A 23,232-nucleotide genomic window follows, 5' to 3' on the forward strand; every position below is an offset into this window, starting at 1 on the left:
AAACATGCCCTTACGTGGGTGGTCGAAACATTGATGCTTTTCATTATTTATTCGCTGGTATGCTACATCATGCCGGATGTTTTGCTTTATCACCTCTACACCAGACATTTTGGATTTGTAACTGAACTTGAATGGAGTGAAAGCTACACATTATTACTTTTTATTTTTTCCTTTCTGCTTAACGCCGTATTGATCTACCTTTGGGCGTTACGAAAGTGAGCGTTAACATGGGCGGTAATATTACCGCCCGATACAAGTTTCACATAGACGGTCAAGAAAACTGTTATAGATAAATAACATCGGTCTGTCTCTGCAACCCAGACCTGGCAAAGCTTAGAATGGCATCGAATTTTTTGCACTGCGGAGTTTTGCATGTTTGGTTTCGATGCGTTTCATCTTGCGCGAATACAGTTCGCCTTTACCGTATCCTTTCATATTATTTTTCCGGCGATAACCATTGGCCTGGCGAGCTATCTCGCCGTGCTGGAAGGGCTGTGGCTGAAAACAAAAAACCCCGTCTGGCGTTCGCTGTACCATTTCTGGTCGAAGATCTTCGCCGTCAACTTTGGGATGGGCGTGGTCTCCGGCCTGGTGATGGCTTATCAGTTTGGCACCAACTGGAGCGGGTTTTCGCAGTTTGCGGGCAGCATTACCGGCCCTCTGCTGACCTATGAAGTGCTCACCGCGTTCTTCCTTGAGGCGGGGTTCCTCGGGGTAATGTTGTTTGGCTGGAATAAGGTCGGGCCGGGGCTGCACTTCTTTTCGACCTGCATGGTGGCACTGGGGACCCTCATGTCTACGTTCTGGATCCTCTCGTCAAACAGCTGGATGCATACACCGCAAGGGTATGAAATCATCAACGGTCAGGTCGTTCCGGTGGACTGGTTTGCCGTGGTGTTTAACCCCTCCTTCCCTTACCGCCTGCTGCACATGTCGATAGCGGCATTTCTCAGCAGCGCGCTGTTTGTCGGAGCCTCCGCGGCCTGGCATTTGCTGCGCGGAAACAACACCCCTGCCATTCGCACCATGTTCTCCATGGCGTTGTGGATGACGTTGATCGTAGCCCCTGTTCAGGCACTGGTGGGTGATATGCACGGGCTTAATACCTTAAAACACCAGCCCGCGAAAATAGCCGCCATTGAAGGCCACTGGGAGAATCCCCCGGGTGAGCCTACTCCGTTGCTGCTGTTTGGCTGGCCGGATATGGATCAGGAACGGACCCGTTTTAGCCTTGAAATTCCCGCTCTCGGCAGCCTTATCCTGACCCACAGTTTCGATAAACAGGTTCCGGCATTGAAGGAGTTCCCAAAAGACGATCGCCCGAACGCCACCATTGTCTTTTGGTCTTTCCGCATCATGGCCGGTTTAGGGATGTTGATGCTCTTCCTGGGCATGGTGGCGGTCTGGCTGCGTTACAAACAGCGCCTCTACACCTCACGTTCCTTCCTGTGGTTTACCCTGCTGATGGGGCCGTCCGGGCTGATCGCGATCCTCGCCGGATGGGTAACAACGGAGGTCGGCCGCCAGCCCTGGGTCGTCTATGGGCTACAGCGTACGAAGGATGCGGTTTCCGCACATGGCGATCTGCACATGAGCATCAGCTTGCTGGCCTTCTTCGTGGTTTATACCGCGGTGTTCGGCGTGGGTTACAGCTATATGGTGCGTCTGATTAAAAAAGGGCCGCAGCCTTATGAATCCTTCGCGACTGAATCCGATGGCCGCCCTGCTCGTCCGCTTTCTGCCGTCACCACTGAATTTAAGGAGTAACCGTAATGGGTATCGATCTTTCCATTATCTGGTTCGTGATTATCGTTTTCGCCACGTTGATGTATATCGTGATGGACGGTTTTGATCTGGGGATAGGCATACTGTTTCCGGTAACGCCGAATGCGGACGATCGCGACGTAATGGTCAACAGCGTGGCTCCCGTCTGGGACGGCAACGAAACCTGGCTGGTGCTTGGCGGTGCGGCCCTGTTTGGCGCCTTTCCTCTCGCCTATGCGGTGATCATCGACGCGCTAACCATTCCACTGACAATAATGCTGATCGGGCTTATATTTCGTGGCGTCGCCTTCGAATTTCGCTTCAAAGCGACTCCGGCACACCGCCCGTTCTGGGATAAGGCCTTTATTGGCGGGTCAATTGTGGCGACCTTCAGCCAGGGCATCACCGTCGGCGCGGTCATCCATGGGTTCAACGTCACCGGTCGCGCTTACAGCGGTGGTCCGTTTGACTGGTTTACCGCGTTCAATCTTTTCTGCGGTGCGGGTCTTGTGGTGGCTTACGCGCTGTTAGGATCAACGTGGCTGGTAATGAAAAGCGAAAATGCCCTGCAACAGCGGATGCGTCAGGTATCGAAAGTGCTTCTGCTCCTGCTTCTGGTATTCATTGCGGTAATCAGTATATGGACCCCTCTCGCCCAAGCAGCCATTGCTGCGCGCTGGTTTACGCTGCCAAATCTGTTTTATCTGCTGCCCGTTCCTGCGCTGGTTGCGATCCTGAGTCTGTGCCAGTGGCGCTGCCTGAACGATCCTGCGAGCCATACACTGCCGTTTATCATGACGTTAGGGCTGGTTTTTCTTGGCTTTAGCGGGCTTGGGATCAGCATCTGGCCGCATATCATCCCGCCGGACATTACCCTCTGGCAGGCCGCTGCGCCAGCCCAAAGCCAGGGCTTCATGCTGGTGGGCGCACTGTTGATCATTCCTGTGATTCTGGTCTACACCTTCTGGAGTTATTACGTTTTTCGCGGAAAAGTACAGCATGGGGAGGGTTATCACTGATGCAACAACCTGTATGGAAACGTTTGATGTGGCTTGCCATCATCTGGGGCGGCAGCGTCCTGGCACTGGCCTGCGTAAGTATGCTCTTTAAAATGCTGATGGCCGCAGCCGGATTTAAATCGCACTAATTCACTCACCGGGTGCGTTGCCGCCCGGTCCTTATCTCGCACTTTCAGATAAACCCCATTAACACCCTGGAGGGTATGGTTACACTGAAAAAATATTTACAGCATTGATAGTTTGAGAAGAAAAATGAAAAAGCTCGCGGCAGTAAGTTTAATCAGCCTCGCACTGGCGGGATGCGTTAATCCCGGTAAAGCCTCCGTTCAGACCGATCAGTTAGAGAATCACCGTTTCGTTCTTGAAAATGTGGATGGCAAAGCAGTCAAAGGCGGGAAAACGCAGCCTGAAATTCGCTTCAGTGCGCAACCCAATATCAGCCTGATTAACAACATTGTCGTCTCCGGCACAATGTGCAACGGCTTCAACGGCCAGGGTAAATTGTCCGAAGGAGAGTTGACGGTCAAAACGCTGGCAATGACGCGGAAACTCTGCACCGAGCCGCAGCTAAATGAACTGGATCAGACCATCGCCGATATGCTACGCACAGGCGCACAGGTAGACCTGACCGAAGACCAGTTAACGCTGGCGACAGCCAATAAAACATTGATGTTTAAGCGAGTTGAATAACTCAGTAACTTCCGCACGAACCTACGGCAAGCGACTGCTCACTACAGCGTTTGCCATTTGGCAATGCGCACATGCCGATGGCGGAGCCGTCGAGCTGACGGGCAACGGAGAGTGAACCGCCGATCATTGCGCAGTTGGCCTGACCTGAACTGGACATCGCCGCTCGCATACCCGGCGTAACGTGTGCCGCTGTCGCCTGCTGTACAGGTTCATTGCTGCATGCCGACAACAGTAACGCGGCACATCCGACCCAAAATGCTGAACGCATACCTTCCTCCCCATAAATAAAGCGAAACCTATGCATAATAGGCATCACGCGCCGCATCGTCGAGAGCGGATGTGCGTATTTATGCGCCCTGGTAACAATTTCTCGCAATTTTTTAACGCGAATAGCCATCCAGTCATTGATACAGCGCATCCCAAGGACACAAAAGCGAAAATCGTAAAACCTGAGCTTTGCTAAAATACACAGATAATATTCAGGGTCTGTCGTCGTTTTACAGGCCCCTCTTTTTGCGCAATGTAAGGGTGTTGTCCTATGCAAACTATTGACGGCAATGGTGCAGTCGCGTCTGTTGCGTTTCGTACCAGCGAAGTGATCGCCATCTACCCCATCACCCCAAGCTCCACGATGGCTGAACAGGCTGACGCCTGGGCTGGTAATGGGGTAAAAAACGTCTGGGGCGATGTCCCGCGGGTTGTTGAGATGCAGTCCGAAGCCGGCGCCATTGCCACCGTGCATGGTGCGTTGCAGACCGGTGCCCTGTCGACCTCGTTCACCTCGTCTCAGGGGCTGCTGTTGATGATCCCCACGCTTTACAAGCTGGCAGGACAATTAACGCCGTTTGTCCTGCACGTCGCCGCACGTACTGTAGCCACACACGCGCTCTCTATTTTTGGCGACCACTCAGACGTGATGGCCGTGCGTCAGACCGGCTGCGCTATGCTCTGCGCCAGCAGCGTGCAGGAAGCACAGGACTTCGCGCTGATTTCGCATATCGCCACGCTGAAAAGTCGAGTGCCATTTATTCATTTCTTCGATGGTTTTCGCACCTCTCACGAGATCAATAAAATCGTTCCGCTGCCGGATGACACCATACTGAACCTGCTGCCGCAGGCTGACATTGATGCCCATCGCGCTCGGGCCCTCAATCCGGAACATCCGGTGATCCGGGGTACCTCTGCCAACCCGGATACCTATTTCCAGTCCCGCGAGGCGACAAACCCGTGGTACAACGCGGTATATGAGCACGTCGAACAGGCGATGGACGATTTTTCCGCTGCGACGGGTCGCGCATATAAGCCATTTGAATATTACGGTCATCCGCAGGCCGAGCGCGTGATCGTCCTGATGGGCTCCGCCATCGGCACCTGCGAAGAGGTGGTCGATGAGCTTCTTACGCGTGGTGAAAAAGTTGGCGTACTAAAAGTTCGCCTCTACCGTCCATTCTCTGCGAAACATCTGCTCGCAGCCCTGCCGAAAAGCGCGCGTGCCGTGGCGGTACTTGACCGCACCAAAGAGCCTGGCGCGCAGGCTGAACCCCTTTACCTTGATGTAATGACCGCTCTGGCTGAGGCGTTTAATCACGGTGAACGCGAAACGCTGCCGCGCGTCATTGGCGGGCGTTATGGTTTGTCTTCCAAAGAGTTCGGGCCGGAGTGCGTCCTGGCCGTATTTGCTGAACTGCGCGAGGCAAAACCGAAGCCGCGCTTTACGGTCGGCATTTATGATGACGTGACTAACCTTTCTCTCCCTTTGCCGGAAAACACCCTGCCCTCGAATGCGAAACTGGAAGCGCTGTTCTACGGTCTGGGCAGCGACGGCAGCGTCTCGGCGACCAAGAACAACATCAAAATTATCGGTAACTCCACGCCGTGGTATGCGCAAGGGTATTTCGTTTACGATTCCAAAAAAGCGGGCGGGTTGACCTTCTCGCACCTGCGCGTCAGCGAACATCCAATCCGCTCGGCATACCTGATTTCTCAGGCGGATTTTGTTGGCTGTCATCAGCTCCAGTTTATCGATAAATACCAGATGGCCGAGCGCCTGAAGCCCGGCGGTATTTTCCTGATCAACACCCCGTATAGCGCCGATGAGGTCTGGGCACGACTGCCCCAGGAAGTCCAGGCGGTGCTAAACCAGAAACAGGCGCGCCTGTATGTCATTAACGCCGCGAAGATCGCCCGCGAGTGCGGCCTGGCCGCGCGTATCAATACGGTTATGCAGATGGCGTTCTTCCACCTGACCAATATTCTGCCGGGCGACAGCGCGCTGATGGAGCTCCAGGGGGCGATAGCCAAAAGCTACAGCAGCAAAGGTCAGGAGCTGGTTGAGCGCAACTGGCAGGCGCTGGCGCTGGCCCGCGAGTCGCTGTTCGAGGTGCCGTTGCAGCCAGTCAATACCAGCAGCCCGAACCGGCCGCCAGTGGTGTCTGACGCTGCCCCGGATTTCGTCAAAACCGTTACGGCGGCGATGCTTGCCGGGTTGGGCGACACTCTTCCCGTCTCTGCGCTTCCGCCTGATGGCACCTGGCCGATGGGCACAACCCGTTGGGAAAAACGCAACATTGCCGAAGCGATCCCTATCTGGAAAGAAGAGCTATGCACCCAGTGCAACCACTGCGTGGCGGCCTGCCCGCACTCGGCCATTCGCGCCAAAGTGGTGTCGCCAGAAGCGATGGCGGACGCACCGGAAAGTCTGCACTCGCTGGATGTAAAATCCCGTGATATGCGTGGCCAGAAATATGTTCTTCAGGTGGCACCAGAGGACTGTACCGGCTGTAACCTGTGCGTCGAGGTGTGCCCGGCGAAAGATCGTCAGGATCCCTCAATCAAAGCCATTAATATGATGTCACGTCTGGAACATGTTGAAGAAGAGAAAGTGAATTATGACTTCTTCCTCGACCTGCCCGAAATCGATCGCAACAAGCTGGAACGTATTGACATTCGTACCTCGCAGCTCATCACCCCCCTCTTCGAGTACTCCGGGGCGTGTTCCGGATGCGGTGAAACGCCGTACATCAAACTGCTTACCCAGCTTTACGGCGACCGGATGCTGATTGCCAACGCGACGGGCTGCTCGTCAATCTATGGGGGGAACTTGCCGTCTACGCCTTATACCACCGACGCGTATGGCCGCGGCCCGGCTTGGGCAAACTCGCTATTTGAGGATAACGCAGAATTTGGTCTGGGATTCCGCCTGACGGTCGATCAGCACCGCGCCCGCATAATGCGTCTGCTGGAACAGTTTGCCGATAAAATCCCGGCAGAGCTGAATGACGCCCTGCATGCGGAGGCCACGCCTGACGTTCGTCGCGCACAGGTTGCTGAACTGCGCCACGCGCTTCAGGGTGTTGAAGGGGCTGAACAACTGCTGACCGATGCTGACGCGCTGGTTGAAAAATCTATCTGGCTGATCGGTGGCGACGGATGGGCCTACGATATTGGTTTCGGTGGTCTTGATCACGTCCTGAGCCTCACCGAAAACGTTAACATTCTGGTGCTTGATACTCAGTGTTATTCCAACACCGGCGGACAGGCCTCGAAAGCAACGCCACTGGGTGCGGTCACGAAATTTGGTGAGCATGGCAAACGTAAGGCGCGTAAAGATTTGGGCGTCAGCATGATGATGTATGGACACGTCTACGTCGCGCAGATTTCGCTGGGCGCGCAGCTTAACCAGACGGTGAAAGCCATTCAGGAAGCGGAAGCGTATCCTGGCCCGTCGCTGATCATCGCCTACAGCCCGTGTGAGGAGCATGGCTACGATCTGGCGCTTAGCCACGACCAGATGCGTCAGCTTACCGCAACCGGCTTCTGGCCGCTGTACCGCTTTGACCCGCGCCGTGCCGATGAAGGAAAATTACCGCTGGCGCTGGATTCACGTCCGCCTTCAGACGCCCTTGCCGAAACCTTACTTCAGGAGCAGCGTTTCCGCAGGCTGAACGCCCAACAACCAGAAGTAGCAGAGCAGCTATGGAGGGACGCGGCAGCGGATCTTCAGAAGCGTTATGACTTCCTTGCTCAGCTGGCGGGGAAAGCAGAAAAATCAACCAGCGAATAACCATTATGCCCGGCTTGTCCGGGCATTTTTTTGCCATAAAAAAGCCCGATGCACGTGCACCGGGCTAATCCAGAAGTTCGGTGAAAATTGCCTCAATGTTCTGAACAATATTCACGTGAATTATGGATGAAAAAATCTTAAAGGCATATAACGCCATGGAGAATACCTTCTTTACCACTTAATTAATAATTTTTATTTTGTATCGATTATAACGATTAATTCACGACATCAATTGTTATTTCAAACGCATCATTTGCTTTAGTTTTACTCAACCCGTAACAATTATATTTTATTCATCAACCCTCTGTGTGATTTAGCATGGGACAGCTTTCCATCCCGGAAAGTTCACTAAGCAATAAAAAAATAACTGCAAAGGAATAATCAAAATGCAAAGAAAAGTACTGGCACTGATGATCCCCGCTTTGTTAATGGCTGGAGCCGCTCACGCAGCTGAAATTTATAATAAAGACGGCAATAAACTGGATCTGTATGGCAAAGTAGATGGTCTGCATTATTTCTCTGACGATGCGTCAAAAGATGGCGACCAAACCTATATGCGTCTGGGTTTCAAAGGTGAAACCCAAATCAACGACATGATGACCGGTTACGCGCAGTGGGAATACAACATTCAGGCAAACAACACCGAAGGCTCTGACAATCAGTCCTGGACGCGTCTGGCCTTCGCGGGTGTGAAGGTAGGCGACTACGGATCCTTCGATTACGGCCGTAACTATGGCGTCCTGTACGACGTAGAAGGCTGGACCGATATGCTGCCAGAATTTGGTGGCGACTCTTATAATTATGCCGATAACTTTATGACCGGTCGTGCAAACGGCGTGGCGACCTACCGTAACACCGACTTCTTTGGTCTGGTGCAGGGTCTGAACTTCGCGGTGCAGTATCAGGGTAATAATGAAGGTAATAACTGCGATGAGAATTTCTGCTCTACCAATGAAGGGACCAACAACGGTCGTGATACACGTCATGAAAATGGTGACGGTTACGGTATCTCCGCAACCTACGATTTCGGCATGGGCTTCAGCGCAGGCGCGGCATATGCTTCATCTGACCGTACTAACGATCAGGTAAATTACACTACTGCGGGCGGTGATACTGCGGATGCATGGACCGCAGGCCTCAAATACGATGCCAACAACATTTACCTGGCTGCAATGTATTCCGAAACCCGCAATATGACGCCGTACGGCGACAATGCAGATGCGGTTGCAAATAAAACCCAGAACTTTGAAGTGACCGCACAATATCAGTTTGACTTCGGCCTTCGTCCGGCTGTTTCCTATTTACAGTCCAAAGGTAAAGATCTGGGCAATGGACAGGACGATAAAGACCTGGTGAAATACGCTGACGTCGGTGCTACCTACTATTTCAACAAAAACATGTCCACCTATGTTGATTATAAAATCAACCTGCTGGATGAAGATGATTCATTCTACAAAAACAATGGCATCGGTACGGATGACATCGTAGCGTTAGGTCTGGTTTACCAGTTCTAATCCCGTTAGCCCGCAGCGATCTGCGGGCTAATTTTATCTCTGTTTCGCCTGTTCTTTGCGAAAAGAGAGATAGCCAATTACCCCGCTGTCGCCATCCATAGGGTGATTTATCCCATCCATTACCGCCACTTCCGGGAAGTCGAATGGCGTAACATTTTCCAGACAGGCGACATTCACACCATATTCATTGGGATTGGAACGTCGTTGATGGAACGTGTAAATACCGCAAACCGAGCAGAAGAAATGGCGCGCCGTGCCGGTGTTGAAACGGTACTCTGTGAGCGTGTCCGCGCCCTGCGTCACCTTAATACCCGTCAACGGCGCGGAAACCACTACTGCCCCGCGCATCCTGCAAAACGAGCAGCTACATCGCCGTGCGGTATTCAGGCCGTCCGTCAGCTCAACAGTAAATTTCACCGCCCCACAATGACACTGTGCATGACGAATTTCAGCCATCGCTTATACCCCTTTTCTCACTAACTCAGCCGCTTTTAAAAAGACCTCATCTTCGACACCATCCCCCTTCTGCCTGCCGAGCCTCACCAGCTCATCGACAATACTTTCACGGTTGATGATCTTCTGCGCTGAAACCAGCCCGATAACGGCGGCACCAATCGCCAGCCCAACTAATCCTGTCTGTTCGTCTTTATTTTTCATAGAAGCGCTCCCTTGTCCCCCTCAAAAGCGTAGCAGGAGAACTGTAAAACGTGCTGGAACGCGGGGATGAGATCGGTGCTTTATCTCACCTTCTCGTCCGGCAAAACAGGGGGTTCTGAGCGGGTATCGGAATATCGTGAATAGCGTTGCGCATAGCGAGGCCGTAATGGGTTTTAAAACCGCCTTCGTAAAGGCGGCTGGTCATTACTCTGGATCTTTATCGCCTGATTCAGGCGCTGAGCCAGGATCATCTTTCGGTTTTCTTCCATCCTTTTCCGGGTTATCCGGGCTGGGATTATAATCAGGATGGTCACCATTAACGGGACGGTCAGACATTTTCACCTCCGTTTTTACTGCGTAAGCTGTAAGTGTAGACAACCCGTTAGTCTTAACCAAACTTCTTTGAGGGGCTCATTTGTAAATCGTGCTGGCATTCGGCGCTGCAATCCGTACCATACACGACACACTTTCGCATGCTGGTTTTTACCGGTAGCCGCAAATCCGTCTTTTATCGCTAACCAGATGGGGCACGTAAATGCGCAGATGGTGTATGAAATCTATGCTACATGGATAGAAGAGATGAACACGAAGCTGACGCTTTGAAATCGTTTTCTCACCCTGTGCCCCATTTGAGATCTGAGTAACGAATAGATGCAACAAAATCAAGAGATTAACAAGAAAGAACAGTACAACCTGAATAAGCTACGCTGATTTTTCCAATTCATTGATATCATTTGTTTTCTCTACTTATTCAATTAGTTATAGCATAATAACTTCTCCCTAAAGCTACCCAGACCTACATTTTCAGTGCCCTTTTTTTGCCCCTATTCCGCATTTTTGCCCCTAAATCTGCCCCCAAAATCCCCCCTCTTTTGCGTAGCTCCTTCCAGTTTCGCAACACGCCCCTTTACGCTTACCAAGCTGATCAGCATTATCGCCACGCATCCGTTTGTAAGACTTAACCAGCGCGCTACTTTTTCTGCCTGCCCTATACTTTCAGTCTGACTGACTGGAGGTTTCTATGTGTGGACGTTTTGCACAAGCCCAAACCCGAGAAGAATATCTTGCTTACCTGACCGATGAAGCCGATCGTGATATCGCATATGACCCAGAGCCTATTGGTCGGTACAACGTGGCGCCCGGTACCAAAGTCCTGCTGCTTAGCGAACGAGACAAGCAACTGCATCTCGATCCGGTCTTGTGGTCATACGCGCCAGGGTGGTGGGATAAACCGCCACTCATTAACGCGCGCGTCGAGACGGCGGCTACCAGCCGAATGTTTAAACTTCTCTGGCAGCATGGCCGGGCGATCTGCTTTGCGGATGGATGGTTCGAATGGAAGAAGGAAGGCGACAAGAAACAGCCGTATTTCATCTACCGTGCCGACGGCCAGCCAATATTTATGGCGGCGATCGGCAGCACGCCATTTGAGCGCGGCGATGAAGCGGAAGGCTTTCTGATAGTGACGTCTGCAGCCGACAAAGGCCTGGTGGATATTCACAACCGCCGGCCGCTAGTTTTGACACCTGAGTCAGCTCGGGAATGGATGATGCAGGACATTGGTGGGAAGGATGCAGAAGAAATAGCTGTTGATGGTATGGTACCAGCGGACGCGTTCACATGGCATGCAGTATCGCACGCCGTTGGTAATATAAAAAATCAGGGGGCTGAATTAGTCAAGCCGATAAAGGATGTTTAGCATATCGAAGTATTATGAGTTAGCCATAAACAGCATCAGTTTTTATAACCATATGATTATTAACTGATCTTAAAGATAATAAAACAAATGTAGAGATACTGAATCACTCAATGCACGTTGATTACTTAAATGGTTCTCCTCGTGCGAGACGAGAAATCATGTCTTGGGCTTCTGGTGAAAGTTTTACTGGATTAGCCCAGACTTTTGAATACCAGAAAAGCTGCTCACCACTATCAAGGTATGCAATCACGCGCCATTCATCGCACATTTTAAACCACTTCCAGCCTTCAGGAAGGGGGTGAAGATGTGTCAAATGATTCTGATGCATGTCCGGAGTTGGCCATCGCTCAATACCACGTAACAACTGTTTTGCTTCTTCAAAATTCATAATTGATTATCCGGCTCAGTAGTTTGAACTGCATGAAACTAGCTTTTTGCGATCAATGGAAAGAACAGAGTTTACTGAACTCACAAAAGTGGATCTTAACGCCGCTCAATATTTTATTTAAATTTAGCTCATTTTACGCTTAGAAGATCTGCGAACCGTGTAGTATACCGCGGCGAAAGCATTTCACGTTTCATCTGCCACTGCTGCTGAATGCCCTGCCCGGCAAAGTAAAGTGTTCCTTTTCCATCTTTAGCGTTCAGGTGATCGAGCACCTCCATCAATTTTGTGCTTCCGGCCCGCGGCGGGTTTTCGTCGAACAAGTTGAGCTGGGCCACGCCTTGACTGAAGAAGTCCCCGAGCATAATGCCGGCTTTCTGGTATCGGTGGCCATCCTTCCAGATTTTGTCCAGGCACTTGACCGCGGCGTTGATGATATCGCGAGAATCCTGTGTAGGTGAGAGAAGCTTCATTGACGCACTGTTGCCGTAATATGGCTCATTCAGGGCAAAGGGTGAAGACTTCACGAATGCGGAGATAAAACGGCAATACTGGTGTTCACCGCGAAGCGTTTCAGCACCGCGTGCGGCATAAGAGCAAATAGCTTGACGCATTTGTTCGTACTCTGTAACGCGTTCACCAAACGACCTGCTGCAAACAATTTCCTGCTTTGCTGGTGCAAACTCTTCCAGATCGAGGCATGGCTCGCCACGCAGCTCCCTGACCGTTCGCTCAAGTACCACGTTAAAGTGTTTACGGATAATCCATGTGCTTTGTTCTGAGAGGTCCAAAGCCGTTTTAATGCCCATGGCGTTAAGCTTCTTGCTGATTCGCCTGCCAACCCCCCATACATCCTCTACCGGGACGATAGCCAGTAATTTGCGCTGGCGCTCGATATTTGACAAATCAACCACCCCACCAGTCTGGCGCTGCCATTTCTTGGCGGCGTGATTTGCCAGCTTAGCGAGTGTTTTTGTCTGTGCAATGCCAACCCCAACCGTCAGATGTGTACGCTTCAGAACCGTTGCGCGGATCTCTTTGCCAAACTCCGTCAGGTCCCGGCAGTTGCGAACTCCTGTAAGGTCGCAAAAAGCTTCGTCGATGCTGTAAATTTCGACGCGAGGACTCATTTCCTCCAGCGTTGTCATCACCCGATTAGACATGTCAGCATAGAGTTCGTAGTTACTGCTGAAGCAAACAACCCCAGCGCGCCGGAATAGGTCCTTTTGCTTGAAGAAAGGCTCCCCCATGGTAATTCCAGCAGCTTTGGCCTCGGCGCTTCGCGCTATGACGCAGCCGTCATTATTCGAAAGAACAACCACCGGCCGCCCTCTCAAATCGGGCCTGAACACTGTCTCGCATGATGCGTAGAATGAATTCACATCACAGAGCGCAAACATATCAGCTGGCCGATTTAACAATGAAAGTAACTACACCGAAAACGTCCAGCGTATCTTCCCTGCCTACCAAAATCGGACTGTAAGCACCGTTCATCGGATTGAGCTGAACAGTTGGACGCAGTTGAAGACGTTTAACAGTAAATTCCCCATCCACAGCCGCAATGACAATATCTCCGTGTTCAGCAGTCCGTGAGCTATCAACCACCAGCAGATCACCGTCGCTGATCCCCGCTTCTATCATCGAATCCCCTGCGGCTTTAACGAAATACGTTGAGCTGGGATGGGAAACAAGCAACTCATTAAGATCAATACGCTGCTCTACATAATCAGCTGCGGGGCTGGGAAAACCACATTGCACCAAATCGCTGTATAGTGGGATTGCGATAATTTCTCGCAGTTCAGTAGGCCTGATAAATTCCATTACGCATACCTCGAACACTGTTTATATATACAGTAGTTTCATTTCTGTCAGTGCGCAATACACCTTAGTCGTAGCGACTGTTTAAAGCTTCACCGCTTCGTTTCTAAGTTTCTATCAGGCTTCGAATTATTATTTTTGTAAATTTCCCGACTGAAACCCCAGATGCACAATTTTAAGCCGGTTTGGATGCAGGGAATTTTTTATAAAGCGTACAAACAGCAACATCATAGATAATCGCCACCTGCTTTCTGTCCACTCCGTTTGCGATCAGCCTGCCAGCCTGCGCCCATTGCTCTGGGGTTAACTTCGGGCGCCTGCCACCTATCCGCCCCTTCTCCCGGGCAGCCGCCAGTCCTGCCCGGGTGCGTTCCACGATTAACTCCCTCTCCATCTCGGCCAGGGCTGACATGATGTGGAATATGAAACGCCCCATTGGGCTGGAGGTGTCTATGCTGTCCGTAAGGCTATTGAAGTGGATGCCGCGCTGCCGGAGTTCGTCTACCAGCAGTACCAGGTTCCGCATGCTTCGCCCGAGGCGATCCAGCTTCCATACTACCAGCGTATCGCCCTCATTCAGAGTTCGCAGAAGCTTTTTAAGCGCTGGCCGGTTCGCTACCGTTCCGCTCATTTTTTCCTCAAAAACCTGTTCACATCCTGCTCGTTCGAGAGCTTGTCGCTGAAGATCTGTGTTTTGGTCATTTGTTGACACCCTTACGTAGCCAATTTGCATGTTTTTCACCCAATATTTTCTGCAAAAAAATCAGGTGTAGTTATCGGCATGGCTGCAACAGGGCAATCTATAAAACGTCGGTTTGGGAACATCCGCGACGAGGGACATCGGAACGGACTCCGGTAATGTCATGCAAGTGGGGGCTTTTGGGGTTGGAACATACCAGGCTCCAAGGCCAAATGATGCAAACTCATCGTTTATCAGTGATGCTGACGGTAACACCAGTTGGGCTCCTGCCAATGGCTGTGGCTACCAAAGCTCTTATAACACACAGCGCATAGCGCAAATGTGGGTTACCACTGGCGGAGCTGGCTATTGCCGTTTTCTGTTAAACACGAATCCTCAAACTGCAAAAACAGATGCTCCATGGACGGTATTTCAGTCAGCAGGAACATCGGACATTAACTTTAAGAGCTATGGGGGATCTCGATCAAACGAATCGCTGTCAAACATCGCGGCAATAGATTTTAAGACTTTCTACTACCTTGCTGATGAAGATAAAGTCATTCGCCGCGGCGTTATTGCTCAGGAACTGGAAAAAGATAGATCCCCAGTATGTTCATTCAGCAGAGGAATCGGGAAAATGACACTTGACCTCAACCCTCTAGTGCTCGATGCGCTGGCAGCAATCAAGGCCCTGGCAATCCGTGTCAGGGTATTGGAAGAACAGGCTGCCACTAAGGTTTCAGTTCAGTAAGCTATATATGTATTAGCTCAAACTTGATCTGGCACAGTTACTACTCAGCGCTTAACCTAAGCTGACAGTCCGCTCTGTGCCAGAAGCGGACATTGATATAAATGGCAATTGATCAAACGCCAGCCCCTTTACTTTGTCCTACAGGATCTCAACCACTTCAAACTCTTCTGCGATCAACTCCATATCTTCAGAAAAATGGCCTTCGCGGCTGAAAAATCTCTGATGCTCTTTCTGCCAGTATTGAAGGCTTAAATCGCCTTCACCTTCTTTGCGGGCAAACTCCTCAGTCACATCACAAAAACGCACCAGTCGCATTGAAACCAGCCGGGTCACGCAGACCGGGGCATTCAGGCCATCAAGGATAATGTTATAGCTTCCAATCCTCGGGAGACTTTCTTGCTGGTAAGAGGCAAAGGATCCGCAGGAGGCCGTTTTAATCCCTTTTTTAATCAGGTCCGCAAGCTCGCTGGCCAGTTCCGGGCTGTCTCCCATTTGCCAGGCATCTGCGCCTGGATACTTTACTTTTAATACCTCAACAGTAGCCATTAAGAGCCCTTTTTAATCGTCGATGAAAAATGTCATACAGAGTTTTAACATGAACTTTCCGGACATTAACATTGATGCTTTCCCTCTGCTACTTTGTCCGCTCTTCGCTCAAAGCAGACTGTCAGATTTGATAGTGTGCTGCCAGATAAAACTGTCAGGTCAATGAATACGCAATATCGCGGATCGGACTTTGAGTTCGGCAAGCTCACTCTCGATACTTTTTACCCGGTTGGCCAGCTCCTTGATGGCCTCAACATACAGGGCGCTCATAGCACTGTAGTCCACGGTTTTAAGGTCGTTAATTTCCTCTCCTGCTGGCGTAGTGCCAGTCCCGCCAGGACTTACAGCAACGGGCAGAACCTTTTCCAGATCCTGGGCGATGATGCTGGTGCTGCGTACCGACTCCGATTCTGTGAGCTGAATGCCGAACGTGTAGCCCGTCAGTGAGCATATCTTCTCCAGAGCCTCGCTGACGGGCTCTTTTTCGAATTTAACCCGCTCATCTGAGGTCTGATTCATCGTAACGCAGGTGAACTTACCATCAGCCCCAAATGCAAAAGAGTATCCGTTGGAGCCGCCGTTATCATTATTGTCAGGGCGGATCTGAATAATCCCTGTTTGGCCGGAAGAAATTACTCCTCGGGACGCCCCACCTGTGCCATAAAACCATACATGAGCATTTTGATTGTCAGCTGAGGCCAAAACAGCGATTTTAGTTTTGCATTCCATATCAGAAGTAGTCGCAATTTTTGCAGATGCGCTGATGCTATTCTGACAGGTAATAGGGTTACGAAACTCAAAGCTATCACCGATAAAAACGTATTTCCCGGCGTAAAATGTGAAGTCTCCTTTCCCCATAGCACCATTAGAATTACCACCGCACAGTATGCGCGCGTCATAGTCGTTACTGCCAAGGAAATGGAAATCCACAAAGCTTGCAGAAGAAGGTTTTTTGGCACCTGAGTCGAGGCTTCCAAAGTTGGCTGTAGCGCTGCCTCCCAAACCGACGTTTCTGAAAGACGCAGCCCGTCGCATGTGAAGGCGGGCTATAGCAAATATTCAGTACTCATGACCCCATTATTTTTTGCTTAAGCTCATCAAGTTCTTTCGTTTCCTCCAGCTGGTTAATGACGTAATTCAGCGCCAGCACGGTATCAAGCATTATGACGTTGCTATCCAGTGCTAACGTATCGTCAGCATCAATCCTGTTACCTTCGCTATCAAATTTTGGCGTAGCAGGGACCAGCTTTACGTACTCGCTATCAATCTTCATGACGTCCTGAGCAATTACACCTCGGCGAACTCTCCCTCGAGGGTCATCATTGTAGACGTATGTAGCGGGCTGGAATCGTTTGATATTTTCGTACGACTGGTAACCATCATCGTATGTAACGCTATGCTTTAAATCGATGTCACAGTTAGGTTGTTTGGAGAAAATATAATTACCTGCGAAACCGCCGCTGCCAGACACGGAAATATCTGCGGTTACTGTGTTAAATGAGAAGATTCGCGTTCCGGGCGAGCCGCTATCACCGATGGTCACTAGCTCTATAGAAGCGCCAGTTGCTCGCCCCCTGAGCGATAGAACCGAGAGCAGTAACGGCATGGTATCCACCAGAGCAATAGGTATGCCACCTACCAAAAGGAACAAATCCACTATCGTTAGGGGTAGATAGGTTCGGGCGTGAAAACGCTGTGTTTGTGCTATAACCGTTCACAATATCCTGATAACCACCGCCGTACCCCTCTCCCGGGCCGATATGACTTTTAGACTGAAAGGCACCATAAGGGTACCAGCGGAAATCAGCACCGGAAAAGCTCACCGTCAAATATGTTCATTTGTACCCGAGCTAAATCGGTTCCCGCGCCGCGTACTGCACCGAGCCGCCAGGTACCCGAATAATAGTTACCAGAAAGCCAGTTAACATAATTCAGCCGGGCCATCGGAGCCAACATTACCTAAAGTAATAGCCTTATTCCCCCACTGCCAGTAACAACACCAACCTCATTACCTGGCGTTGAAATAATGCTTCCTGTAACAGTACCGCCTGACTTTCCTTCAATGGTGTTAAGACGCGAATCATCGCCAGCAGCTACAGTTCCCGCTGCCGTTCCGACAGTCCTGGTGGCGCTGTCTCCCAAACCGAGGTTTGAGCGAGCGTCAGCGGCATTCGTTGCCCCGGTCCCGCCGTCGGAAACTCCAACCGCACCATTGCTCCCTTTCTGGACCAGTTTGCCGATCGCCGGTATGGTTACACGAGTGCCGTTGATGGTAACGGTGATGTTCTGGTTTGCTGAGGTGGTGGCGAACGTCTCCCAGGCGCCGATGTTCCTGGTTTTATACTCGTTGATGAGCTGAGACATCGCCTGGGCCAGGCCGTCGACTGAGATAATGTCCGACACAAGAATTCCATACTTCTGGCCGCTCAGCGCCGGAGACGCGGCAGGCGTAACCGTCAGTGACGTCGCACTGTTGATGGCGGTGATCTGAAACATCGGTACCGGGCTGCAAAGAACAAACAACGTCTGGCCAACCCGAATCTGGCTGGCCGGTGCCGTCCAGTTCGTGCCAGCGCCGGTGGCTGTATTTCCGTTAATGGCGATGGTGCCAGTGTTATAAAGCATATTTTCTCCAGGCAGTAAAAAACCCCGCCGGAGCGGCGTTTGTTCAAAACTGAATGGGTTAGTGGCAGGTGGTGCTGGTGAACGTATTCGGTGCTCACCCATGACCAGTTGAAGGGATAACCGGCGCGGTACTGCGTCTGATTGTTTTGTTTACGGACTCCGTAGATCTGGACGCTGCTTTCCTGTCCGCCGACCAGGGCCGTTCCGGTGCATACGGGTTGCTGTTTCTCAATAACGCCAGTGCAACCGGAGAGCAATACCGCTACCGCCAGGCAAAGAATCATATTTTTCATAGTGGTTATATCCCAGGGCATTCATGAAGCCACACAATAACAATATGAATCAACGGGATATAATTGATTTGGTAGATCAATTATTCGAAATTGATCGTTCAAAAACGATCAATCATAGTTGGGCACGTTGAATACCCATAATGATGTTGAAATATTTAGTAATCAGCGTCTGAAGTTTGCCGTGGCTGTTTTTCCTGCCAGACCGCCGATGCTCTCCTGAGTTTTGCCATGCTCTTGTATATGGCCGAGTAGGGCTGCGGTTGACCGCCAGCCGATATAACCCCGGTAATTAGCCCCAGCATGGCAGGCATACAGGCCCACTCCCCGCCAGAGTTGTATTGATGTTATATCCTGAGCTGGCATCCACCCCGGCGGTACCGAGGGTGACTACATCGCTCAGCGTGCGCGTTTCGTTTGTTAAAATCAGCGTCCCTGATGCATCCCAAACAGCCAGTCCGTAGTCTGGCTTTGTCTGCGGGAAAATAGAGAAAAAATAAACGTACGCTGTGCCGGTTGCATTCGGTCTGAGAAAATCAATCGTGATGGTGTTCCCGCTTATCGTCTGAGTGATTTCGACCTCAACCGTGCAATGAACGAAGGCGACAACAGGCTGACCAGCGGGAATGTGTGCGTCACTTTGGTATTAAACCCCGATGTTCCCTGAAGTGCCGCTCGTCTTTCGCGCCTGAAGAGCGATTGGCGAGCTGTTCGCGGTCACCCATACTTCCCCGCTCGTGGTCGTCAGTAAAACGCCATACTCCGCCATTTATGCCCTCTCGATCTGGAAAATGAGATAAGCCGCTGCCGCAGGCTCAGTCCCTGCTGAGTAGTCGGTATCGCCTACTGCTGACACTGTTGCTGTTCCCCCCGAAATGGTGATCTTCCTCCGACTCGTACCAAACTGATCGCCGTTCATGCTCTGAAAATAGGTCAGCCTGCAACCCGGTGGAAGCGCTACTGTGTAAGAGCCTGTTTTCTGGTTCTGGGCCAGCTGGAGATAGCCACAAACGCTGACAGGCTTAACGCCATAGTTGTTTACCTTGCCTGATGCGTCCCATGTCTGAACACCATATTCCGCCATCCAGTTCTCCTGAAAAAAGAGGCCCCGTAAGAGGCCTCCCGTTACCATGTTCCCGTGATTCTCCCGATCTGCACCCTCAACACATTGTTGGCATCCTTGACACTGATCGTCTGATTAGTCTGCTTCATCGCCCCTTCCCCCGCGGTTGAACCATAGTTTTCAAGCGTGCCCGTCCTAAAGTTTATAGACAGGCCAGCCTGGTTCTGAACGTAGTTAACCGAGCTGATGGTTTCAGCCAGTTTCGCTCGCGTGATAGTGGCATCACCTATTACCGTATCCCTGATAATTACCTGCCCGTTCTGGATAACGAACGGAAGGGTCACCGTGGCTCCGGCCTGGTGCGTTACGGCGAAGCGGTCAGCCAGGAAGATGACCTGTGACTGCATGCCGGATGGCATGTTCTCGACGCCGATCCCCATCCCTGCGGCGTAATACTGTCCATTGCTGGCGACGCCAACCTTGATGTTATACATCGCTTTCAGATCACCATTAACGTTCGCTATGGCCTGAGCGTTAGTGGTAATGGCTGACGTATGCCCGTTGATGGTCGCCGTGATTCCGTTTATCTGCGTGGCCGTGGCCTGCTGGTAATCGGAGAACGTCTGATTCAGGCTGTTGATGGATGCCTTGTTGCCGTTCACGTCAGTCTGCAAACTCAGCAACGAACGCGCCGTTGCCTCCTTCTCGTTGACGATCACCTCATCAATGCGGTCCAGCTGAGCGCTGTTACCGGCGACGGATGCAGACAGCGTTTTGCGCGCCGCCACCTGCGCCAGGTTGCCCTGAATAATTGCGATAGCGGAGTTCTTCACTCCTCCCGTCATACCGTCCACAGACACGCTGATGTTATCGATGCGCTGGCCCAGCGCGGTATCAGCCGTCGCCACTGTCTGCTCAAGCTTAGAGAGAGAAGATGATACCCCTCCGACCTCGCTGGAAAGCTCATTAACGCTGGTCTGAACTTTCCCGATATCCTGGGCGTTTTTTGCGATTTCCTGCGCCTGTTGCTCCAGTTCGTCATTGGCCTGTTTGATGTCGTTAGCCATGCCAGCAATTTTTTCATTGCTGTCTACCGCGTTCTCGATCAGGTCTTTGAACGTATCGGAGCCTTTCATGTCCTCCAGGATTGCATCGGTGATATCGCATACATCGATGCTGGCCTGTCCTCGCACCCATTCCGTGTACCCTGATTCGTTGCCGCTGCGGTCCACCAACTGCGCGCGGTACCAGAAAATCTGCCCAGCCTTAAGGCCCATCTGCTGATATTTACGCTGCGGGTAAGGCACATCGGCCAGCAGCATCGCATCGTCCTCGGTACCGGTCAGACTGTACTGAATTTCCGTCTTCAGCGTGTCGTCGGTATTCGCCGGGAATCCCCAGTTCAGCTCGATACCGAAAACCACATTTTCAGAAGCGATGAAGCCAACCGGCTTCGGTGGATTTCCTACTTTACCCGTCAGCGTTTTCTCTTCTGAATAGCCCCATCCGGACGAGATTTCTGCGGCATTGATTGCGCGTACGCGCACCAGGTAGCGCCCGGCATAAATCCCGGGGACGTCGAATGACGTGGTGGAGTTGCGCGGCACGTTAACCCAGTTCCCGTCGTTGCGGCGCCATTGCGCTTCATAGGCGATAGCGTTCTGCGCCTGGTCCCAGCTCACACGCATCGTTTCGACGCTGATATTTTGCTGCACCACAGAAAACGAGCTGATCAGGATGTTCGCAGGCGGCGACTGGTTGCCCGGCGGGATCACGCTCACCGGCCGCTGGTCAATGATGGCCCCGGTATCAATGCGATCGAATTTATCCGGATCGTGATTTGCACCGACGATTGTGAACGTGCCGTCATTATTATCAGTTACCGTAATAACGCGATACTGCTGTGCGTAGAGCTCATCAGACTCAATGACCCATACGGCCTCAGCCACAGGCGTTTCGCTGTAAGCAGTCGTAACGGTCACTTTATTGCCCGTTATCGACTGAATGGTGCGTGACTGTGAAACACCCGATGGAAGATTGACAATCATCCTGTCGGCTGCCGAAGCATCCGGCGCCCTGTCCAGCGTCAGCACGCGACCATTCACCGCAGAGATACGGCCGCCCAGGTCGCGCCCGGAGAGATTTCGGTCCGCTACGGCGATTACATAGCCAGGCTGTGGAATGTTGCCATCTTCTCCTACATTGAAAGTAACAACGCGATCTTTGTTGTTGGTGAGGAGCCCCCATCGCCCTTTGCGATTCGCTTCTGATTGACGGGTACAACCGATCGCAGTTATCTCAAGTTGATTAAACCCATAACGCGCAACCAGCGCCTGCTCAAAAACAGGCTCCATCGCATCAGAATAAGCGTTATCAGGATCAGACCAGGATACCAGCGCATTGGTGTAACGGTTCTTTGTGGTGCTGCTGGAATAGGTAAAGCGCCCATCAATAACGTTCGCATGCGTATATGTAAAATCTACATCTCTCGGCATGTCCGCCAGCGCCACAATCTGGTCGTCGCCCCAGTAGGTCATCCCACGGAAGATGGCAGCAAAATCACGCAGGACCGTATAAGCGTCGTTGCGTTCCTGAATGTAGACGTTGCAGGTATATCGTGGTTCGGTACCACTTCCGCCTTTGCCATCCGGTACCATTTGATCGCAATACTGCGCAACCTGGTAGAGCGTCCATTTATCTATGTTGGCCGTTGTAAGACGATCCCCAAGTCCGAAACGGTCACTAACCACCAGGTCGTAGAAAATCCATGCAGGGTTATCGGTCCAGGCCCATTTAAATGTCCCAGCCCACGTACCGCTATAAGTGCGAGTTTCGGGGTCGTAAGTATCCGGTACGCGGATAACGCGGCCGCGGGGCTCGCAGGAGATCTGCGGGATAGAGCCGTTAAACTGGCTGGAATCGAATTCGATATAAAGCAGCGCTGTGTTTGGATAGCGTAATTTGGCGTCAATTACCTCGGTGAAGCTCTGCAGCATCATCGTGTCGCCGATCTTCGCGCTGTTGGCATCAGACGTAATCTTACGGAGTCGGATTGTCCAGGTGCTGCCAGCCTGAGGTAAATCAATACGGTGGCTGCGCTCGTAACCTGACGTCGTTTTGCCGGTCACGCTGGTATTGAGTACCGTCTGCCATGTGCCGCCGTCCGTCTGCAGGTCAATCGCGTAATTAACCGAGTAACCGACCAGATCGCCGTCGTCCTCCTGCTTGAAAAGCGAAGGCCATTTCAGGCGCAGGCGAACAGCTGAAAGCTGCGTATTAGTAAACGTGCGCGTCCACGCTGTAGCGCTCGATACCTCAGTTCCCACGTTGATTTCGTTTTCGGTACCGGGTATGCCCTGAATATATTTTTGCGCCTGAGTTCCCGCGCGAAATTCCCACGTTACGCCGCTGAAGTTTTGAGAGCCGTCAGCATTCTCAAGAGCCGTTCCGTCCAGGTAGATATCTTTCGCCGTCAGCTGCCCTGCAAATTCGCCCTCACCTAATGCAACAAGAATTTTGGCTTTAGCAACTGACTGGAGATCATCGGGCTGCTCGACAGGGGCGCGGGAACTAGAGCTGCCGCCCTTTCGGCCTTTTATAGCGGTTGCTGTATCCATAATGATTGAGTCCAAAAAAACCACCCGGAGGCGGCCTTCTAATTCGATAAAT

At 51.6% G+C, this 23,232-nt stretch carries 22 protein-coding genes and 2 pseudogenes; 9 read left to right on the forward strand and 15 right to left on the reverse strand.

The features are described from left to right. Positions 1–372 precede the first annotated feature (372 nt). The 4 genes from ACQG11_RS21565 to hslJ all read left to right on the forward strand — a co-directional run bounded on the left by ACQG11_RS21565 (position 373) and on the right by hslJ (position 3,473). Entirely contained in the window at positions 373–1,767 is a 1,395-nt protein-coding gene (locus tag ACQG11_RS21565; RefSeq protein ID WP_155024809.1) for a cytochrome ubiquinol oxidase subunit I, read from the forward strand. Positions 1,768–1,772: 5 nt separating this feature from the next. Continuing rightward, positions 1,773–2,783 carry a cytochrome d ubiquinol oxidase subunit II gene (gene cydB / locus ACQG11_RS21570; RefSeq protein WP_426728780.1) on the forward strand — a complete coding sequence of 337 codons (1,011 nt, stop codon included), beginning with the start codon at positions 1,773–1,775 and terminating at the stop codon, positions 2,781–2,783. After that, positions 2,783–2,911: a DUF2474 domain-containing protein gene (locus tag ACQG11_RS21575; RefSeq protein WP_017693358.1), complete on the forward strand. Its 129-nt coding sequence runs from the start codon at positions 2,783–2,785 to the stop codon at positions 2,909–2,911. The genes cydB and ACQG11_RS21575 overlap by 1 nt, the downstream gene beginning before the upstream one ends. Before the next feature lie 124 nt (positions 2,912–3,035). Beyond that, a complete protein-coding gene (hslJ, locus tag ACQG11_RS21580) occupies positions 3,036–3,473 on the forward strand; it encodes a heat shock protein HslJ (protein ID WP_039270661.1) in 438 nt (145 codons plus the stop codon). A gap of 1 nt (position 3,474) precedes the next feature. Here the strand turns inward: hslJ and ACQG11_RS21585 are convergent, their stop codons facing one another. Continuing rightward, positions 3,475–3,741 (reverse strand): putative hemolysin, encoded by a 267-nt coding sequence (locus ACQG11_RS21585; RefSeq protein WP_003856935.1) that lies wholly within the window; start codon positions 3,739–3,741, stop codon positions 3,475–3,477. A 270-nt stretch (positions 3,742–4,011) separates the two neighbouring features. Between ACQG11_RS21585 and nifJ the strand changes: the two genes are divergently transcribed. Together nifJ and ompC are read left to right on the forward strand one after the other, a co-directional pair. Then, a complete protein-coding gene (nifJ, locus tag ACQG11_RS21590) occupies positions 4,012–7,536 on the forward strand; it encodes a pyruvate:ferredoxin (flavodoxin) oxidoreductase (protein WP_426728781.1) in 3,525 nt (1,174 codons plus the stop codon). Between the two features lie 386 nt (positions 7,537–7,922). Then, entirely contained in the window at positions 7,923–9,050 is a 1,128-nt protein-coding gene (gene ompC, locus ACQG11_RS21595) for a porin OmpC (RefSeq protein WP_426728782.1), read from the forward strand. Between the two features lie 33 nt (positions 9,051–9,083). Here ompC and ACQG11_RS21600 read toward each other — a convergent pair whose 3' ends face one another. The 3 genes from ACQG11_RS21600 to ACQG11_RS21610 form a co-directional block, all read right to left on the reverse strand. After that, complete coding sequence (locus ACQG11_RS21600) at positions 9,084–9,506, reverse strand: GFA family protein (RefSeq protein ID WP_023300213.1); 423 nt, start codon at positions 9,504–9,506, stop codon at positions 9,084–9,086. A gap of 3 nt (positions 9,507–9,509) precedes the next feature. Then, positions 9,510–9,707, reverse strand: coding sequence for a hypothetical protein (locus ACQG11_RS21605; RefSeq protein WP_022648260.1), 198 nt, complete (start codon positions 9,705–9,707; stop codon positions 9,510–9,512). 204 nt (positions 9,708–9,911) lie between these two features. Further along, positions 9,912–10,043: a hypothetical protein gene (locus ACQG11_RS21610; protein ID WP_255248590.1), complete on the reverse strand. Its 132-nt coding sequence runs from the start codon at positions 10,041–10,043 to the stop codon at positions 9,912–9,914. Between the two features lie 81 nt (positions 10,044–10,124). Here ACQG11_RS21610 and ACQG11_RS21615 point away from each other — a divergent pair. Continuing rightward, positions 10,125–10,310, forward strand: a pseudogene (locus ACQG11_RS21615) (tyrosine-type recombinase/integrase); the annotation flags it as partial. A 418-nt stretch (positions 10,311–10,728) separates the two neighbouring features. Beyond that, positions 10,729–11,406, forward strand: a complete 678-nt coding sequence (locus ACQG11_RS21620) for an SOS response-associated peptidase (protein WP_180256739.1) — start codon at positions 10,729–10,731, stop codon at positions 11,404–11,406. 121 nt (positions 11,407–11,527) lie between these two features. Here ACQG11_RS21620 and ACQG11_RS21625 read toward each other — a convergent pair whose 3' ends face one another. The 4 genes from ACQG11_RS21625 to ACQG11_RS21640 form a co-directional block, all read right to left on the reverse strand. Then, positions 11,528–11,794: a hypothetical protein gene (locus ACQG11_RS21625; RefSeq protein WP_426728783.1), complete on the reverse strand. Its 267-nt coding sequence runs from the start codon at positions 11,792–11,794 to the stop codon at positions 11,528–11,530. 128 nt (positions 11,795–11,922) lie between these two features. Then, positions 11,923–13,191 (reverse strand): Y-family DNA polymerase, encoded by a 1,269-nt coding sequence (locus tag ACQG11_RS21630; RefSeq protein WP_426728784.1) that lies wholly within the window; start codon positions 13,189–13,191, stop codon positions 11,923–11,925. A gap of 1 nt (position 13,192) precedes the next feature. Beyond that, a complete protein-coding gene (locus ACQG11_RS21635; RefSeq protein ID WP_415343567.1) occupies positions 13,193–13,612 on the reverse strand; it encodes a translesion error-prone DNA polymerase V autoproteolytic subunit in 420 nt (139 codons plus the stop codon). A 172-nt stretch (positions 13,613–13,784) separates the two neighbouring features. After that, positions 13,785–14,342, reverse strand: coding sequence for a recombinase family protein (locus ACQG11_RS21640; RefSeq protein ID WP_426728906.1), 558 nt, complete (start codon positions 14,340–14,342; stop codon positions 13,785–13,787). A gap of 130 nt (positions 14,343–14,472) precedes the next feature. Here ACQG11_RS21640 and ACQG11_RS21645 point away from each other — a divergent pair, with 130 nt between their 5' ends. Continuing rightward, on the forward strand, positions 14,473–15,039 hold the full coding sequence (locus ACQG11_RS21645; protein WP_426728785.1) for a tail fiber domain-containing protein: 567 nt from the start codon (positions 14,473–14,475) through the stop codon (positions 15,037–15,039). Positions 15,040–15,177: 138 nt separating this feature from the next. Here ACQG11_RS21645 and ACQG11_RS21650 read toward each other — a convergent pair whose 3' ends face one another. The 7 genes and pseudogenes from ACQG11_RS21650 to ACQG11_RS21680 all read right to left on the reverse strand — a co-directional run bounded on the left by ACQG11_RS21650 (position 15,178) and on the right by ACQG11_RS21680 (position 23,180). Then, positions 15,178–15,585 carry an ASCH domain-containing protein gene (locus ACQG11_RS21650; protein ID WP_426728786.1) on the reverse strand — a complete coding sequence of 136 codons (408 nt, stop codon included), beginning with the start codon at positions 15,583–15,585 and terminating at the stop codon, positions 15,178–15,180. Between the two features lie 159 nt (positions 15,586–15,744). Further along, on the reverse strand, positions 15,745–16,587 hold the full coding sequence (locus ACQG11_RS21655) for a tail fiber domain-containing protein (RefSeq protein ID WP_426728787.1): 843 nt from the start codon (positions 16,585–16,587) through the stop codon (positions 15,745–15,747). Positions 16,588–16,651: 64 nt separating this feature from the next. Continuing rightward, a complete protein-coding gene (locus ACQG11_RS21660) occupies positions 16,652–17,191 on the reverse strand; it encodes a tail fiber domain-containing protein (RefSeq protein ID WP_426728788.1) in 540 nt (179 codons plus the stop codon). A 353-nt stretch (positions 17,192–17,544) separates the two neighbouring features. Then, entirely contained in the window at positions 17,545–18,210 is a 666-nt protein-coding gene (locus ACQG11_RS21665) for a hypothetical protein (protein WP_426728789.1), read from the reverse strand. Positions 18,211–18,268: 58 nt separating this feature from the next. Beyond that, positions 18,269–18,503 (reverse strand): annotated as a pseudogene (gene cor, locus ACQG11_RS21670) (phage exclusion lipoprotein Cor). A gap of 766 nt (positions 18,504–19,269) precedes the next feature. Beyond that, on the reverse strand, positions 19,270–19,584 hold the full coding sequence (locus ACQG11_RS21675) for a hypothetical protein (RefSeq protein WP_017694302.1): 315 nt from the start codon (positions 19,582–19,584) through the stop codon (positions 19,270–19,272). 41 nt (positions 19,585–19,625) lie between these two features. Further along, positions 19,626–23,180: a host specificity protein J gene (locus ACQG11_RS21680; RefSeq protein ID WP_426728790.1), complete on the reverse strand. Its 3,555-nt coding sequence runs from the start codon at positions 23,178–23,180 to the stop codon at positions 19,626–19,628. Positions 23,181–23,232: the final 52 nt, after the last annotated feature.

Origin of the sequence: Enterobacter cloacae complex sp. 372C4, from assembly GCF_050030615.1 — a bacterium.
Classification (GTDB): Bacteria; Pseudomonadota; Gammaproteobacteria; order Enterobacterales; family Enterobacteriaceae; genus Enterobacter; species Enterobacter intestinihominis.